Source organism: Pedobacter yonginensis (assembly GCF_003173595.1).
GTDB classification, from domain to species: domain Bacteria; phylum Bacteroidota; class Bacteroidia; order Sphingobacteriales; family Sphingobacteriaceae; genus Pedobacter; species Pedobacter yonginense.
The window spans coordinates 1-16,556 of sequence record NZ_QGNZ01000005.1 but is presented as its reverse complement, the minus strand read 5'-3'; the positions used below and the strand labels follow the sequence as shown (position 1 = coordinate 16,556).

The following is a 16,556-nucleotide window of genomic DNA, read 5'->3' as shown; positions in this document are numbered from 1 at the left end:
CAAAGGGCAGGATAAAATTCTGGTCAGTCTCATTAAACCCCCTTAAATGGGGGTTTTCTTTTTTAAAGTTCCTAGGCATTTTTTCAGTTTAAATTTCAGAGAAACAAGCTAAGTAGAATGTATTGCATGCTAGGGGTGAAAATCCTTTCGAATTGAAATTAATTTTTATATCAATGTAAACAACAATTCAACACTTTCTTTGTTAAATTAATTATTAGGCTATCTTTGCGCTACGAGCACAAATCAGATAAGATATTTGCCGAAATAAAGTATGCCAGTTGCCGGTTAACACTGTTGAGGAAGCATTAGAATATTTACAATAAATTAATTTAAATGAATATTTCACCAAACTCAGTAGTAGCATTAACTTATGAATTGCATACTACTAATGAAGAAGGACAACAAGTTTTCGTTGAGAAAGCTGATGAGCAAAATCCTCTAGTATTTTTATACGGCGTTGGCATGATGTTGCCTAAGTTCGAAGAGCATTTAACTGGTTTAAAAACTGGCGATGAATACAGCTTCGAATTGTCTGCTGTTGATGGTTATGGAGAATTGGATCCAGGTGCTTTCGCAGATTTGCCAAAGTCGATGTTTACAGAAGCTGGTGGTGAAGTGCCTGCAGTTGGTGATGTAATTCCTTTACAGGATAACAACGGTAACCAATTCAGAGCAGGTGTTACAGCTGTACATGATGAAACTGTTGCAGTTGATTTAAACCACCCGATGGCAGGTAAAAATCTATTGTTTAGCGGAAACATCCTAAGTGTTCGGGAAGCAACACAAGATGAATTGGCACATGGCCACGCACATGGTGCTGATGGTCATTCAGGTCACTAATTTCTTTAAAACGAAGTTTTACACTCTTTAAAATATCAGGAACTTAATGAAAATTAGGTTCCTTTTTTTTTACTTTTTGATTTTCTTAGCCTTCAATGTGTTGAAAGAGCGAAAAAGCTTGTAAGGTTAACTCGCCAGTTGCGACTAAACATCAAAACCTTAAATCCATTAAAAATGAAAAATCTTAAAAGAACATTCTTACTCTCTATTTTCGTGTTGATTTTAGCGGGCTCCACCCAGGCTCAAACGGGCTTAAAGACTGGTGATGTAGCACCTAATTTTGCTGCAAAAGATAGTGAGGGGAAATCAATTAATCTTGCCCAATTACTGAAGCAAAACAAAAGCGTGGTGCTCTTTTTCTATCGCGGACAGTGGTGCCCCTATTGTAGTAAGCACATTAAGGAATTACAAGATTCTTTACAAAGTTTAAGCGCAAAAGGCGCTTATGTTGTAGGTGTTACGCCTGAAACTGACGAATCGATCAGTAAAACAAAAGAAAAAACAAAAGCATCGTTTTCTTTAATTTCTGATCGTGGTTACCAGATTATGAAGAATTACAAGGTAAATTTTGTGATGGAAGAAACCTTGGCTTCTAAATATAAAAGCTACGGTATTGATGTGGCTAAAAATAATGGTGCTGATGAAGCTGTTTTACCTGTGCCTGCAACCTATGTAATTGGTAAGGATGGTAAAATAAAATTCGTACAGTTTGATACCGATTATAAAAAAAGAGCTTCCATTAAGGAAATTCTAACCGTGCTCTAAAAATCTACTTTTATTCTCAATCCGCCATTTGTTAGGTTTAAATTTTCTTTTGAGAAAGTCCTCATCGGCAACCTTAAAAACGGCTCAATGGCTATATTTTTCTTTGGTGATATTTTCTGTTTGTATCCCAAAGAAAAATTATAGAAGCCTAAATACTTTTCTGGAGCAATTACCGATTCTGCCTGCGGCTCCGACACCCTTTGCGTAACGAGCAACATTTTTTGCTCGGCATATCCCATGGTATTCAAAACCGTGGTGTTTTGTGCCTGATTGATAATATAGTTATTCTCTTGCCTATTGTTTAAAATGGCCAATGCCGAAACACCAATGCCGGTGTAAAACTTGTCGCTAAAACTGTATTTTAATTCTAACGGGATGTTTATTCCACGAAGTTGGGCATCAACAGATTCTAAATTCTTGCTGTCTCTTGATAAACTTGACGTTGAAGCCTGACTATCCATCACTGCCGACGAACTTGAAGACGGATTGCTCGTAGAACTTAAAGCGGTATAGGCAATTCCAGAGCTAATGGATAATTTACCCGCCACCTTATAAGCCAAAGAGAATCCGTAGTTCATATTAACCTTGTTATCGTTACCCATTGCAGGGGCAACATAAACACCTGGCGACCATTTAGAATCTTTAGTGTTCTTATTTGCTGGGCTGAGGGCACTTACTTGACTATCTTTGGCTAGTAATTCTTCAAAAGTGGTTTTAGGTAATGTCTTTCTTTTCTCCACGATGATATTAAAAGCTCGTTCCGTATTTGAGGCAATAAGTGTATTGCCTGCTGAATGATTTTCGAGCAAATTCACATGGCTATTTGATGTGGTCACCTCGTTGCTGTTTGGCGGAGCAACAACTTGTTTAGCAAAAATATCTGTTCCGTTATTCGAAACTGCGTAAGCCATTTGATCTTCCGCGCCTTTTGGCTTTTTAACAATTTGTTCTGACAATAGTATCGGTTCAACGATTTGGTTATCTGTGTTTTGGTTAGATTTTTTTTGTTGTTGGAGGTTCGTATTTTTTTGTAAATCAACTTGTTGTTTTTTTGATGATGGATGTTTGACAACCAAATCCGTTCTTAGGGCATTGTTATCCCTGCCGAAAAATATGGCGGCAGTTATTAAAATTAAGGCAGCAGCACTCCACAAAGGCCAGTATGCAATTACTCGTCTTTTCTTTCTCTCTGGCAAAGAAAAACGTTCCCAAGCGCCTTCAGAATATGATTCTTCGTGGCCATGGAGTTGCGTTACAATATGCTTAATAATTTCTTTATCCATTTTTTTCATATAAATGAAGCATGGTACTTGTATATAGTGTACGTAATTTATTCTTCGCTCGAGTTAGATAAACCCGACTTGAACTTTCTGGGATGCTGAGCATTTTTGAAATTTCATCGTGGCTAAAGCCTTCAACCTCATATAAATTAAATACCAATCGTTGTAAATCGGGTAAATGATTCAGTAATTTCAGAATATCATTTACGTGGAGTTCGGAAACGATTGAAACCGGAGAAGCGGGGTGCTCATCTTCAGCTAAATCGTCAACATAAAATTGAGCTTTAGCACTTCTTAGTTTATCAATTGCTGTGCGCGAAGCTATTTTAGCAATCCATCCTTTAAAAGATTTCTGTAAATCCTCTGGGTTTTGTGGTGATTTATAGCTCGAAATATTTCTAAAAATTTTTATAAAGCTATCATTTACAAGTTCTTCGCTATCAGAAATGTTCTTCGTGTACCTTAAAATAATTCCCATTAAGTAGCCATAAAATGATTTATACATCATTTCTTTACAGCTATTATCGTTTTTAACGCAGCCTTTTAAAATCTCCTCAAAACTGAGTGTTTTTTTGATCACCCTAAAAAAGGAATTTGGTTAATTAAGATTTGCCTTCGTTTACTAAGGGACAATTATTTATAAAATTAATAAAATACACCGCCCCCAGCGGGGCGATGTAAGTTTTCATAGGTAGATAATTTTATTTATTCGTCATTACAGATAACCCAAATTGAGTGCTATCTGTTTTACTGCTCAATCCTTTTGCCCAGATGGTGTAAATTTTACCCTTCTCAATCTTTACCGCTGATAATGTAGCTCTTACAGTTGTAGATCCTGTATTTTTTACCTGGAAAGTATAAGTATCTGATGGGGCAATAGAGGTAAATGTTGTAAATTCTTTAAATGCCTTTGCTGTAAATATTGGTGCATCGGTTCCTTGTACGGCTAAATCTAAAGCAGGAGCACCTGGACTTAGGTTAATGAAACGGATTTTTGCTTTATCGGTTTCAGGAGCTTTTAAATCATCCTCAACTACCAACAGTTTGGTTGATTTTAGTGTATCTACCACAAAAACAGAATAGAAAGCACCTGCTTTTAAGGCTGAAGTTGCTGTTGTTAAGTATTTTAAGGAATCTTTTTTTGCAACACCAATTAATCTTGTGCCTGGATATGCGGCGTAATAACCTAAATCTTTGGTGTAGGTAAAATTATTGATTTTCTGTCCATCTAAAACAAAATCTAAAGCACCAGTGCCTGGAGATGCATGTACAAATCCAATTCCTGTGGCTTCAATGGGCGTATCATTAAAATCTTTTTTACAAGCAGATAGGGTTAAAGTTATAGCGAAGATGGAGAGTGCAATTTTAGTGGCGATGGAAAAGTAGTTTTTAGTTTTCATGTAATTAAATCAATTTATAAACAAAATTGGTTAATGGCCATTAACGCTTTTTAGACTAAAACGATGTACCACAAGAAAACGCTACAAATGGCGAAATTTTTTTTCAAAAAAAAACCCACACTAAGAAATGTGGGTTTTAAGTTTTATTTAGGCATACATGCTTTCGCGGAGTTTTGCAACTTCATCGCTATTGATGTATTCATCGTAAGTCATCAGTTTATCAATCGTTCCCTTAGGGGTAATTTCGATAATTCTATTGGCCACTGTTTCAGTAAGTTGATGATCTCGTGAGGTGAATAGAATGGTGCCTTTGAAATCTTTCATGCCATTATTTAGTGCCTCAATCGATTCTAAATCAAGGTGATTGGTTGGCTCATCAAACATCAATAGGTTTGCTTGTTGCAACATCATTCTAGAGAACATGCAACGCATTTTTTCACCACCAGAAAGCACTTTTACGTTTTTCAACACCTCTTCGCCAGAAAACAGCATTCGGCCTAAAAAGCTGCGTACAAATTGCTCATCGGCATCGGTTCCAGAATATTCTCGCAACCAATCCACCAAGTTTTCATCCTTACCAGAAAAGTATTCTGAACTGTCGTTTGGAATATCAGCCGTACTAATGGTTACGCCCCACTTAAATTCGCCTTTGTGGTCGGTATCTCTACCAGATAAAACATCGTAAAACGCTGCGGTGGCTAAACTGTTTTGAGATAAAACGGCAATTTTATCGCCCTTATTTACCATGAAGGTAATTTTATCAAATAAAACACCGTCGTTGCCAGTTTTGCCCAAACCTTCAACCTGTAGAATTTGATCTCCGGCTTCTCTACCTGTATTGTTGAAGATAATGGCTGGATATTTTCTGCTTGAAGCTTTGATTTCGGTAATGTCAATCTTGTCCAAAGCCTTTTTACGCGAGGTTGCTTGCTTTGATTTGGACGCGTTGGCACTAAAACGACGAATGAATTCTTGAAGCTCTTTAACTTTATCTTCAGTCTTTTTGTTTTGATCGCTTCGTTGTTTTAAAGCCAACTGACTCGACTCATACCAGAATGTATAGTTACCCGTATAAATGCTCATTTTGCTGAAGTCGATATCTACAATGTGTGTACAAACTGCATCTAAAAAGTGCCTATCGTGAGATACAACCAATACGATATTTTGATAATCCGCCAAGAAATTTTCCAACCAAGCAATGGTTTCAATGTCCAAATCGTTGGTAGGCTCATCCAAAAGCAAAATATCAGGATTACCAAATAGGGCTTGCGCTAATAATACGCGTACTTTTTGAGTATTATCGAGTTCCTTAAGTAATTTATAATGGTTTTCTTCTGTAATGCCCAAGTTGCTCAACATGGTTGCTGCATTGCTTTCCATGTTCCAACCATCCTTTTCAGCAAAGATATTTTCCAATTCGCCAGCACGTTCGCCGTCTTTTTCGGTAAAATCTTCTTTCATGTAAATGGCATCTTTCTCTTTCATGATGGCGTAAAGTTCCTTATGGCCCATCATAACCGTTTCCAGTACCGTAAACTCATCAAACTCGTAGTGATTTTGCTTCAAAACCGCCATACGTTCTCCTGGGGTAAAAGCTACACTGCCAGAAGTTTGGCTCACTTCTCCCGATAAAATTTTAAGGAAAGTAGATTTACCTGCACCGTTGGCGCCAATTACACCGTAGCAATTGCCTTGAGTAAATTTTAGGTTAACATCTTCAAATAAAGTGCGTTTGCCGTATCGTAGGGATAAATTAGAAACTGAAATCATGCTGTGAAATAAATAAGCCGCAAAGATAGGCAAAAAGGTTGAGGGGAAAAAGGTACAACGTAAATGGTTTGGGCATAATGATCTGAATGTTTAACGATTGCTGACTGAATCGATCATCCATTGAGAAGCTTCATTAAACTGCCTTCTTAATGCAATGTTTGGTAAAATCAACATTAGGATTAGTTTATAAATGAATTGGCGAAAAAAATGCTTAAAATCTAATTTCATTTCGTTATTTTAGTTCACACACAAAATGAAACATTATGAAAAAATTAACACTAGGCATTCTAATGTCTATTATTGGGCCATTGGCTCACGGTCAAACTACAAACTATAAGTATAAAGTTGACTTTTTTGGTGATACGGTTATAGTTGATGAAAAGGATAACCCGATCGGAAAGCAAAAGAAGGATTTTTTTGGTAAAACCATCATTGTTGACAATCAAGGCAATACCATTGCAACTCAGAAAACAGATTTTTTCAATAACATTCTGTTGGAAAACGAGGAGGGTAAGGTGATCGGTAAGCAAACTAAAGATTTTTATGGCAATACTATAATTCGTACACCTAATGGAATAGGTTTAGAAACCAAGTGGGATGAGGTTGTCGAAACCTTGGTGCCCTTAACTGGAAAGTGGACAACGGCTGTTAAACAAAAGCAAGACACTTTTGGAAATAGAATTATCGAAAATGAGCATGGCAATACCTTATATGTTTATAAAAAGGATATTTTAGGGAACACCATCATTGAAAATGGGAGCGGGCAAACCATTGGTAGGCAAAAAACTGATATTTTTGGGAACATTATAAATGAAGATGAGCGCGGTAATGTGATCTCAAAACAAAAGGTGGATATTTTTGGGAATTTAATTAAGGAAGATGGCAGAGGCAATGTCATATCAAAACAAAAAGTAGATATTTTTGGCAACACCATTATCGAAGATGGAAAGGGAAATACAATCTCAAAACAAAGACTTGATATCTTTGGTGATACGATTGTGGAAGATAAAAACGGAAAAAAAATTGGTACGTATAAGACCGATATATTCGGAAATAAAATTTTTGTTCCTGAACATTGATTGATAGCTATTTAAGCTTTATTATTGGAAATCCTTTACCGAAGGCGAAGCCAACGGTAAAGGCATTTTTATTTTCAAGCACTTATGGAAGCGATTTATGCAATATTTAATCGACATCATACAACAGCCCATTGGAAAAAGCAGAGTTGAAAAACTTGCAGCCATCACATCTGAAGAAACGTTTTCAATAGAAGATCTAATCAATCTAAGTTTTCATAAAGATGCACAAATCGGTTTCAGAGCGGCATGGATTTTAGAAAATGTGTATTCCAGCCATCAAGAGCGGTTTTTGCCCACCACAATTTATTTTCTTGATCATTTCTCTAACCAGACTAATTTATCGGCATTAAGGCATTTCGTTAAAATTCTCGCTCTAATAACCAAGAAAAATGCTTCACCAGCTTTGAAAAAGATTGTTGCTGAGTACGATACCAACAAAATAGTAGAGGTTGTATTTGCTTGGCTCATTGATGAAAAAATACCTGTCGCCGTTAAATCTCATTGCTTAAATATTCTCGCCAATTTAAGCACTAAACACGGTTGGATAAAGGAAGAGTTAATCGAAACGATGGATTTTCTAGTGGATAAGGAAAGCATTGCCTTTTTTGCAAAAGTTAAACAGATTAGGAAACAGCTCAAACTTATCAAGTAAAAAGAATAGTCGGGCAGAATCCGAATGTCAAAATACTTCTTTGATTCTTCCTCAGGCCACAATTCTTAACCAATTAGCTTATATTTACCAAATGACAACAGCTTACGAAAATTTAATAAAAGTTATAAAAGAACGGCGCAGTATCTTTCCAGCTAGTTACATCAAAAAGGAGATTCCGCTTGAGGTCATTAATCAAATTTTAGAAAGTGCAAACTATGCACCCACACATAAATTAACCCAACCTTGGCGCTTCACCGTAATTAGAAAAACTGGCTTGGAAAGACTTGGTGCAGAACTCGGTAATTTGTATAAAGCCCTGGTAGCGCCACAACAGTTTTTACAGAAAAAGTACGATAGCTTTGCAGAAAAAACGAGCCAAGCAGATTGTGTTATTGCCATTAATATGCAGTTAAGTGGCAAAATTCCTGAATGGGAAGAGTTGGCGGCAGTTTCTTGCGCGGTTCAAAATATGGCTTTAACCGCCGAAAGTCTAAAAGTTGGCGCATATTGGAGCTCACCACCGATAATTGATGATTTGGGCAACTTTCTTAAACTTAACCAGAATGAGAAGTGTATTGGTTTATTTTACATGGGCTACCATAATGAAAAGCCGTGGACTCCAAACCGTACCCCGATAGAAGAAAAAGTAAAATGGATAGAGGAGTAGTTTATTCAGTTGTTCAATCGTATCTATAAAATACTTATCCTGTTGACATTTAAAATCTAATAGTTGTTTAGCCATCTTAAACCCACTGGATACTTATTTTGCAGAGAAAAATGAACCCGTTAAAAGCTGTTTACAATATTTAAGATCGCTTTTATTAAGTTATGCCCAAGTTACCGAACACTGGAAATATGGAATGCCCTTTTATTATTTTAAAGGAAAAATGTTCTGCTATCTTTGGATGCACAAAAAGCGCCATAAGCCCTACCTTGGTTTGGTAGATGGAAACAAAATAGAACACGAAGATTTGTTGCAAGAGAAAAGAGCCAGAATTAAAATTTTCATTATCGATCCGCAGTTAGATATTCCAAAAGATAAGATTGAATTCATTTTAAAACAGGCTTTTGCAATTCGTAATTAAACCTCATGATCAATTATTCCCATTTCAAAATATGTCTAATCTAAAATCTTCATTATATCAGCTTTGCTTAACTTTTATTGAGAATAGAATCGAAAACATCGAATATTCCCTACAGCAAGCCCGGCAGGCATCAAATGACGATACAAAAAGCAGTGCCGGTGATAAATACGAAACCACCCGCGAGATGATGCAACAAGAAATGGACCGCAACAACAAGCTTTTATATGAAGCCGGACAGCAGAAAATTGCTTTACAACAAATAGAGCACGTGGAGGCTGCGAAGGTTGTTAAAAACGGAAGTTTGGTGCTAACTTCTGAAGGTAATTTCTACATCAGTATGAGTGCAGGAGAACTCAAATTTGATGGTAAAACCTTTTTTGCCGTTTCTCAAGCTTCCCCAATCGGAAAGTTATTTATTGGCAAAAAAGCCAAAGAAGTACTCAACTTCAACGGGAAGCAATATTTAATCGAGGAAATCTATTAAATAATTGAAAATGAAGGCAATATACTTTAAATGAGAAGCTTAGGTATTTTGATCTTATCCCCTTCTAAATTGAATACAGGGAGAAGAATTTTTAATTACTTCATTCCAATTCTTGCTGCAAAAGCTGGTGTTAAGTAAGGTTTTAGTTCTGTAAATGGAATGTAAACAATAATTTGTCCTTGGGCATAACTTGCAACCTCATAGGGATTATACAAAAACGCCAATCCATTATCGTTAAAATAGAAATTGTTGTTTGGCTTTAAATAATCATCAAAAAGAACAGTTGATAATTTTTCTCCTGCTTTAACATTGTATTGCTTGCGAAGGTTCTTTTCTAACAAGCCCTGTAAAATTAGCGTATCTACCTTTACAACATCGCTTAGCACCAATTTCTTTTTTGTTTTAACATCTAAACAGTGGAATGTGCTTGCATAATTACCATGTGCACCACCGCTATAATCATCATCCATCTGCTCGATGATTACAAAATCCTTATCGTTATAAACCAAACTTTGATTACTGTGGTTGCTATAATTTAAAAATGCGACATTGGTATCTCCGTCTTTTTCGTATTCAGCAACATTTTTTTTATAATCTTCTAAATAAGAACTTGCCATGCTCTTCAATCCTGCGTTCCAGTTGGTTTGATTATCCTTGAAACCCATCAATTTTTTAAGTTGTTGATCTAGCCAAGCGTTTTCTGGAGCCGTTAAAGCTTTCAAACCAATTTCTGCAACAGGCGATTTTGCCTTTTGTGGAAATGCTTTTATAGAATCCTGATAGGTCGAAATTGAGAAGGAATAACTACCCGCTGGATATTTTTCAGTAAGGTTAATGGGAAAGGTTGTATCTGTTTTACCATTCATCCACTTACCGTTAAAACCATTACCTACCCATTTTAGCGCTAAGCGATTGGATTTTGCATGCTCATCAAAATAATATTCAGCGTAATTGTTTTCATTTAATACGACACTATCTTTCCCAATTAAAGTATCAATAGATAAGTTTAACCATGAACCGTTGTAATAATATGTTCCAGAATAATCGCTCCCAGTTTTTTGTAAGTTCATCACAACGTGTTTTCCAGCTATTTCGCCTTCAAGGCGCTTGTAAAAGTTTTCTGGCAAATCGGCAACTGTGTTTTTTGAGGAGTCGAGGGTTTCTGTATTGCTGTTTTCTGTTTTACTGCGGTTACAGGCTGTTAGCGCTACCAATGCGATGGCACTACATAAAATAAGTTTTTTCATGGCTGGTAATGATTATACTTATTAAATAAATTTTTTGGCTTATTGTTTTGGCTTATTGAAGCTTTTATTGATACTGTAATACAAGTTTTTAGCGGTATATCTTCCCGGATCGATGATTCTCCTGATGGTATAAAGTGGATATTGTTCGTCTCTTTTGGTAGATAAGATAAATGCTGCTTTGAAGCCATGTTCTTGCAGTTTATGTAAAGTAGAAGCTTTGTAAACACCATAGGGGAAGGCAAAATACTCCACCTTCTTACCCGTTATTTTTTCGAGTTTTTTGGTGGGTTCATCAATTTGGGTGATCCAATCCTGATCGGTAAATTGAGCAAAATTTTTATGGTCGTAAGTATGGCTGGCGATGGTATTTCCTTCATCCGACAGTTGTTTAATTTGGTCGGCAGTCATGTATCCAATCCGTCCTTTTTTACCAATAGATACCGTCATAATGAAATAGACGCCCTTAAAACCATATTTTTTTAGTGTTGATGCACCAACGGTAAATTGATCTTCATCGGTATCGTCAAAAGTAATCATGATGGGTTTTGTTGGTAATTTTGTGCCATAAACCAGATAATTGTACAGCTGATCTGGCAAAATGGTGTGGTAACCACTATCGGCTAGCATCTTGATGTGCTGGGCAAATTTATCGGGCGCTATAATGTCGTCGTGTGCTCTTTTACTATCGCTGGCGAGGCTGTTTCTTATTTGATGGTAACATAAAACAGGAACTTCCTTTCTGGTCAATATGGTTTTGGTATCAGCTGGTTTACCTTGTGAAGGTGTTTTATTTTCTGCTGTTTCAGCTTGCTGTAGAACAGATAATTTGTTTCGATTGGATTTTGAATGGCAGGATGTTAAAAGCAGAGGAATGATAACGGCGAAATAGAAAAGTCGTTTCATGTGTTCGGAGGCTAGTAAAGCTCAGGCACGATGCCTGAGCTCATAAATCTATTTTAAAAACTGTTTTTAATGCTGTTGCTTAATGTTCTCGGACTCCAATATCCACTGGCGATAATCCTGCGGATGGTGAATAGGGGGTCTTTTTCATCACGTTTGGTTGATAATTGGTAAGCCATCAAAAATCCACGTTTCTTCAATTCGGGTATGCCTTCTGCATTCCACAAACCAAACGGATAAGCAAACTCGGTCATTTTTTTACCGGTAATTTCTTCAAGCTTTTTGGTGGGTTTGTCCAATTGCTCCTCCCAATCCTTGCCAGCATATTTCTTAAAGTTCTTGTGGTCGTAGGTGTGGCTTCCGATAACATTTCCTTCATCTGATAGTTGCTTAATTTGCTCTTTGGTCATATAATCAACAAACTTGCCCTTTCTACCTATCGAAACGGTCATGATGAAATAAACAGCCTTATAGCCCAATTTATCTAGCGTGGGTTTTACTACCGTAAACTGATCCATGTCTGTATCGTCAAAGGTTAACATAATGGGTTTGCTTGGTAGCTTTGCACCTGTATTTAAATAGGCATAAAGCTGATTTGGCAAAATGGTATGGTAGCCGCTGTCGACCAACATTTTCATTTGATCCTTAAAGTTTTGAATTTCTACGATATAGTCTTTGCCTACTTTTCCATCGGTGGGTTTCCAGTTGCGTACTTGGTGGTAGCATAAAATGGGAACTTGCTTCCTGGCCAAAATTGTTTTGGCATCGGCCACTTTAATTTTGGAAACATCGGTTGGGGTAGTGTTGCTTTCCGCGATTTGAGCTTTAGTTTCGGTAGAATCTTTACTGCTTTTACTTTCGGTTTGTGATTTAGATTGACAGCTGGCGAATAAAATTAGGCCTGCTGAAATTATGCTCAAGAATCTGAATTTCATATAAATGTATTTGCTACAAAACTATAAAATCCGCTAATTAAATATTCACTAAATAAAAATGTGTTGATAATTATTTAATCGAGCACAAATTGATTGAAACTATCGCTTTTATTACAAAATTTACAAATTTAATCGCCTTTAATTAAATATTTTAGCAAACTCAAACCGCAAATTAATGAACAAGTTTTACAAACTATTATTCTGCGCAGAGTTGTTATCCCTTACAGCTTTAGCGCAAACCAAAACTTTTACCCTAAGCGAAAATATTCAATCAACACCAAAGGCAAACTATCAATTGGCTTCTAGGTTTTCTCCAAATAAGTTGAAGAAAATGGTGTATTCCACTTCGGTAGATCCGCATTGGTTAAAAATGAGCAATCGTTTTTGGTATAATTTTGAAAGCCCAAAGGGGAAATTCTGGTATTTAGTTGATCCTGTTGCTAAAACCAAAAAACAGATGTTTGATAATGCTAAACTTGCTGCGGACATCACTCTAATCGTTCGTGATCCGTTTGATGCCGAGCATTTACCATTAGAAAATTTAAAATTTGCTGCAGATGAAAAAAGCATTTCGTTCGAAATAAAGAGCTCGGTAGATGAGTTGAAAAAAGATAGAAAGGATAAAAAGGCTGCCGATTCCATGCAGAAAAAAATCTACTCCTTTAAGTACGAACTCGCAACCGCTAAGTTAACCGAAGTGCCAAATTTTACGAAACCAAAACCCAAACCAAATTGGGGTTCGGTGGCTCCAGATTCTTCTGCAATTATCTTCTCACGCAATTATAATTTATATTGGATGGATAAGAGCAACTACCAAAAAGCCGTTAAAAATGAGGATGACAGTACAATTGTAGAACATCAACTTACTAAAGATGGAGTTAAATTTTACTCATACGGAAGTGATGGAGATGGTGAAAATAATGTAGAAAACGAAAAAAACAATAAAAAAAGACGTGGAGCTTATGTGTTGTGGTCGCCAAATTCGAGGTATTTTGTGTTAGACCGTACCGATTCTAGAAAGGTTAAAGATCTTTGGGTAATTAATAGCGTTACCCCAGGCCGACCAACTTTAGAAACCTACAAATACCAAATGCCAGGTGAAGCTGAAGCCCCTCAAGATGAAGTTTTGCTCTTTGATTTTCCTGCAAAAACCTACAAGAAATTAAATGTCTCTGCTTTTAAAGATCAAAGCGTTTCAGTTTGGAGTAAACCCACCTTGGCTAAAGATCGTGATAATGAATTCCGCCCATCTGTTTGGTTAGGTAACGATACCAAGTTCTATTTCTCTCGCACCAGTAGGGATTTGAAGCGAATTGATATTTGCACCGTAGATATTAATACCAATGCGGTTAAACCATTGATTGACGAACGCTTTAATACCTATGTGGAAGTAAATAGGCCAGGTTTGGTTAACGATGGTAAAGAGCTAATTCATTGGAGCGAACGTGATGGATGGGCACATTTTTATCTTTTTGATGGTGATGGAAAACTTAAAAATCAAATTACAAAAGGTTCTTTCCATTGTGAAAGTATAGTCAACATTGATGAAAAAAATCGGGTGCTTTATTTCACCGCCAATGGGAGAGAGGCTAAAGAAGATCCTTATTATCTTCATATGTATAGCATTAATTTTGATGGCTCGAACATGAAATTGCTTAATGCAGGTGATTTTGATCATTCTTCGAGCATGAATGATAATAGTACCTTCTTCGTTGACAATTACTCTCGCGTTAATACAGCGCCAAAATCTACACTGTACAACAGAAATGGATTAAAGGTGATGGATTTGGAGACTACCGATCTTTCTTTATTGATGACGGCGGGATATAAATTTCCAGAACCCTTTAAAGTAAAGGCTGATGATGGCATCACCGATTTGTATGGAGTAATGTATAAGCCATTTGATTTTGATCCCAATAAGAAATACCCAATAATTGAATATGTATATCCTGGCCCACAAACTGAAGCGGTAAACAAAGCATTTAGTAAAAGTATGGATCGTACTGAGCGTTTGGCACAGTTTGGTTACATCGTAATCACCGTGGGAAATAGAGGTGGAAATCCTTCACGTTCAAAATGGTATCACACTTTCGGTTATGGAAATTTACGTGATTATGGTTTGGCTGATAAAAAAACGGCTGTAGAACAACTTGCTGCAAAGTATTCTTTTATTGATGATCAGAAAGTAGGCATCACTGGGCACTCTGGTGGGGGCTTCATGTCAACCGCTGCCATGTTGGTTTACCCAGATTTTTTCAAAGCTGCGGTCAGTAATTCTGGTAACCATGATAATAGTATTTATAACAGATGGTGGAGCGAGAAGCATCATGGCGTTAAAGAAATTATATCTGCCAAAGGGGATACAACCTTTAAATACAATATTGAGAAAAACCCAGATCTGGCCAAAAACTTAAAGGGTCATTTATTGTTAATGACGGGCGATGTGGATAACAACGTACATCCGGCGAATACCATTCGCGTTGCAAATGCACTGATTAAGGCCGGTAAAAGATTTGATATGTTAATTGTACCAGGTCAGCGCCATGCTTATGGCGATTTAACAGAATATGCTTTCTGGAAACTTGCCGATCATTTTAATAAGTATTTAATTGGAGATTTCTCGGATCCAAGCGGGGTAGATTTGGTGGAAATGGACAGGGATATTGAGCAGAATGGCAAATAAGGGATTTTATTCTCAATCAATATCAGTTTAATTTACAATGGCTTGCAGAAATGCAAGCCATTGTGGGTTAAGATCAAAAATAATTTTGTGCAATCATATAGCAATGAGGCGCTACATTTAGGGTTGCTTTGATAGTTGTTCGAATAAATCATCAAGGCTATTCAACGTCATGCTGAAGCCTTCTTTGAAGCCCATTTCAATCATTTTTTCCATTCGCTCCAAAGAGTCGTTGTAAATGGTAACGGAAAGTTTGGTGATACCCTCTTCTTCACTGAAGTTAAGATCCCAGTTAGAGCCAGGTAATTGTGGATTTTCTTGTGGATCTGCAAAGGCATTTAACATTTTAAAATTTGTTTTCGGGTTAATTGCCGTATATTTTTGAATAGAGTAATGTTCTTCTCCTTCAGGACTTACCATGGCATAAAATCTTCGTCCGCCGACTTCAAAATTCATCGCCTTTGTTACGGAGGCCCAAGGTTTTGGTGCCCACCATTGATCGAGGATTTCTTTTTTGGTAAAGGCATCCCATACCAAATCAATTGGTGCATTAAATTCTCTATTTATGAATACCGTTTTTGATTCTTTATCAACGGTAAAATCAAATAGCAAGTCGTTTCTCATGATTTTTTGTTTTTAAGTGTTAATAATACTTGATCAAGTTGATTAAATCTGGTTTCCCATATTTTTCTAAATTGCTCAAGCCAAGTGTCTATTTCTTTCATTTTATTGGCATTTAATTGATAATAAATTTCCCTGCCTTGGTGGTCTTGTTTAACCAACTCACACTCAATTAAAATTTTGATGTGTTTTGAAACGGCTTGTCTGCTGGTTTCAAAATGTTCGGAGAGGGCATTTGGTGTCATTGCTTGTAAGGCAATTAACGTAATAATGGCTCTCCTTGTTGGGTCTGCAATGGCTTGAAAAACATCTCTTCTCATTTTCGGGATTAATTAAATGAAACTAATTGGTTGCAAATATATATGCAACTATTCGGTTTCGCAAATTTTTCATAAAAAAACTTTTTACTTTTTGAGTTGAGCGATTGTGTGTTTTAGAAACGTAGATATTTATTGGGAATGAGCCACTTAGACCCGATAAATCGGAAAGCCCGTAACCCGATTTTTATCGGGGCGGACTTGTAGCGATAGCGGGGGTGGCCTAAAATCTAGCTGCTGTACTTGCTCTTCAAATTTTTTAAAATAGGCTAGATATCGATCAATGTTTGGTACTACATTATAAGAAAAAGTTGGGCTTAGGTTTAGGATTTTGGACTATCTAAGGTGCAAAAAAAAGAGTCTGATCATTTTTTTGAAGTGCACCCCAAAAGTTGGACGAAATTAGAAATTAATTATTAATGTGATGAGCTCGATATTTTATCGGGCTCATCCCTTTTAGATTGAGTTTTATTCGATCGTTATTATAGTATTCAATGTAAT

The 16,556-nt window shown here is 36.6% G+C and carries 18 protein-coding genes; 8 read left to right on the top strand and 10 right to left on the bottom strand.

Going from position 1 to position 16,556, the window contains the following annotated elements; genetic code table 11:
- Positions 1–333: 333 nt before the first annotated feature.
- Together DHW03_RS18080 and DHW03_RS18075 are read left to right on the top strand one after the other, a co-directional pair.
- The gene (locus tag DHW03_RS18080; RefSeq protein WP_109927262.1) at positions 334–840 is read left to right on the top strand and encodes an FKBP-type peptidyl-prolyl cis-trans isomerase; all 507 of its coding nucleotides are present in this window, start codon (positions 334–336) and stop codon (positions 838–840) included.
- Between the two features lie 174 nt (positions 841–1,014).
- A complete protein-coding gene (locus tag DHW03_RS18075) occupies positions 1,015–1,605 on the top strand; it encodes a peroxiredoxin family protein (RefSeq protein ID WP_109927261.1) in 591 nt (196 codons plus the stop codon).
- Here the strand turns inward: DHW03_RS18075 and DHW03_RS18070 are convergent.
- From DHW03_RS18070 to DHW03_RS18055, 4 genes are all read right to left on the bottom strand, one after another.
- Positions 1,602–2,888, bottom strand: coding sequence for a hypothetical protein (locus DHW03_RS18070; RefSeq protein ID WP_133248556.1), 1,287 nt, complete (start codon positions 2,886–2,888; stop codon positions 1,602–1,604). The genes DHW03_RS18075 and DHW03_RS18070 overlap by 4 nt on opposite strands.
- Positions 2,881–3,465 (bottom strand): RNA polymerase sigma factor, encoded by a 585-nt coding sequence (locus tag DHW03_RS18065; RefSeq protein ID WP_109927259.1) that lies wholly within the window; start codon positions 3,463–3,465, stop codon positions 2,881–2,883. Before DHW03_RS18065 ends, DHW03_RS18070 begins: the two co-directional genes overlap by 8 nt.
- A gap of 121 nt (positions 3,466–3,586) precedes the next feature.
- Positions 3,587–4,285, bottom strand: a complete 699-nt coding sequence (locus tag DHW03_RS18060) for a DUF4397 domain-containing protein (RefSeq protein ID WP_109927258.1) — start codon at positions 4,283–4,285, stop codon at positions 3,587–3,589.
- Positions 4,286–4,432: 147 nt separating this feature from the next.
- Complete coding sequence (locus DHW03_RS18055) at positions 4,433–6,055, bottom strand: ABC-F family ATP-binding cassette domain-containing protein (protein WP_109927257.1); 1,623 nt, start codon at positions 6,053–6,055, stop codon at positions 4,433–4,435.
- A 263-nt stretch (positions 6,056–6,318) separates the two neighbouring features.
- Between DHW03_RS18055 and DHW03_RS18050 the strand changes: the two genes are divergently transcribed.
- The 5 genes from DHW03_RS18050 (at position 6,319) to DHW03_RS18030 (ending at position 9,355) form a co-directional block, all read left to right on the top strand.
- Positions 6,319–7,134: a hypothetical protein gene (locus DHW03_RS18050; RefSeq protein ID WP_109927256.1), complete on the top strand. Its 816-nt coding sequence runs from the start codon at positions 6,319–6,321 to the stop codon at positions 7,132–7,134.
- A gap of 97 nt (positions 7,135–7,231) precedes the next feature.
- On the top strand, positions 7,232–7,786 hold the full coding sequence (locus DHW03_RS18045; RefSeq protein WP_109927255.1) for a hypothetical protein: 555 nt from the start codon (positions 7,232–7,234) through the stop codon (positions 7,784–7,786).
- 91 nt (positions 7,787–7,877) lie between these two features.
- Positions 7,878–8,453: a nitroreductase family protein gene (locus tag DHW03_RS18040; protein WP_109927254.1), complete on the top strand. Its 576-nt coding sequence runs from the start codon at positions 7,878–7,880 to the stop codon at positions 8,451–8,453.
- A gap of 73 nt (positions 8,454–8,526) precedes the next feature.
- Positions 8,527–8,871 carry a DUF1801 domain-containing protein gene (locus tag DHW03_RS18035; protein ID WP_109927253.1) on the top strand — a complete coding sequence of 115 codons (345 nt, stop codon included), beginning with the start codon at positions 8,527–8,529 and terminating at the stop codon, positions 8,869–8,871.
- Between the two features lie 31 nt (positions 8,872–8,902).
- Complete coding sequence (locus tag DHW03_RS18030; RefSeq protein ID WP_109927385.1) at positions 8,903–9,355, top strand: 3-oxoacyl-ACP synthase; 453 nt, start codon at positions 8,903–8,905, stop codon at positions 9,353–9,355.
- A 95-nt stretch (positions 9,356–9,450) separates the two neighbouring features.
- Here the strand turns inward: DHW03_RS18030 and DHW03_RS19735 are convergent, their stop codons facing one another.
- The 3 genes from DHW03_RS19735 to DHW03_RS18015 are packed head-to-tail and all read right to left on the bottom strand — an operon-like array spanning position 9,451 to position 12,437.
- On the bottom strand, positions 9,451–10,602 hold the full coding sequence (locus tag DHW03_RS19735) for an RsiV family protein (protein ID WP_109927252.1): 1,152 nt from the start codon (positions 10,600–10,602) through the stop codon (positions 9,451–9,453).
- Between the two features lie 39 nt (positions 10,603–10,641).
- On the bottom strand, positions 10,642–11,505 hold the full coding sequence (locus DHW03_RS18020; protein ID WP_109927251.1) for a polysaccharide deacetylase family protein: 864 nt from the start codon (positions 11,503–11,505) through the stop codon (positions 10,642–10,644).
- A gap of 53 nt (positions 11,506–11,558) precedes the next feature.
- Positions 11,559–12,437 carry a polysaccharide deacetylase family protein gene (locus DHW03_RS18015; protein WP_109927250.1) on the bottom strand — a complete coding sequence of 293 codons (879 nt, stop codon included), beginning with the start codon at positions 12,435–12,437 and terminating at the stop codon, positions 11,559–11,561.
- 175 nt (positions 12,438–12,612) lie between these two features.
- On the opposite strand from DHW03_RS18015, the gene DHW03_RS18010 reads away from it, so the two are divergent.
- The gene (locus DHW03_RS18010; RefSeq protein ID WP_109927249.1) at positions 12,613–15,120 is read left to right on the top strand and encodes a S9 family peptidase; all 2,508 of its coding nucleotides are present in this window, start codon (positions 12,613–12,615) and stop codon (positions 15,118–15,120) included.
- A 117-nt stretch (positions 15,121–15,237) separates the two neighbouring features.
- On the opposite strand, the gene DHW03_RS18005 is transcribed toward DHW03_RS18010, so the two are convergent.
- From DHW03_RS18005 to DHW03_RS19715, 3 genes are all read right to left on the bottom strand, one after another.
- Positions 15,238–15,741, bottom strand: a complete 504-nt coding sequence (locus tag DHW03_RS18005) for an SRPBCC family protein (RefSeq protein ID WP_109927248.1) — start codon at positions 15,739–15,741, stop codon at positions 15,238–15,240.
- On the bottom strand, positions 15,738–16,058 hold the full coding sequence (locus DHW03_RS18000) for an ArsR/SmtB family transcription factor (RefSeq protein WP_109927247.1): 321 nt from the start codon (positions 16,056–16,058) through the stop codon (positions 15,738–15,740). Before DHW03_RS18000 ends, DHW03_RS18005 begins: the two co-directional genes overlap by 4 nt.
- Positions 16,059–16,464: 406 nt before the next feature.
- Positions 16,465–16,551, bottom strand: a complete 87-nt coding sequence (locus DHW03_RS19715) for an IS3 family transposase (protein ID WP_394340900.1) — start codon at positions 16,549–16,551, stop codon at positions 16,465–16,467.
- Between the last annotated feature and the right edge of the window lie 5 nt (positions 16,552–16,556).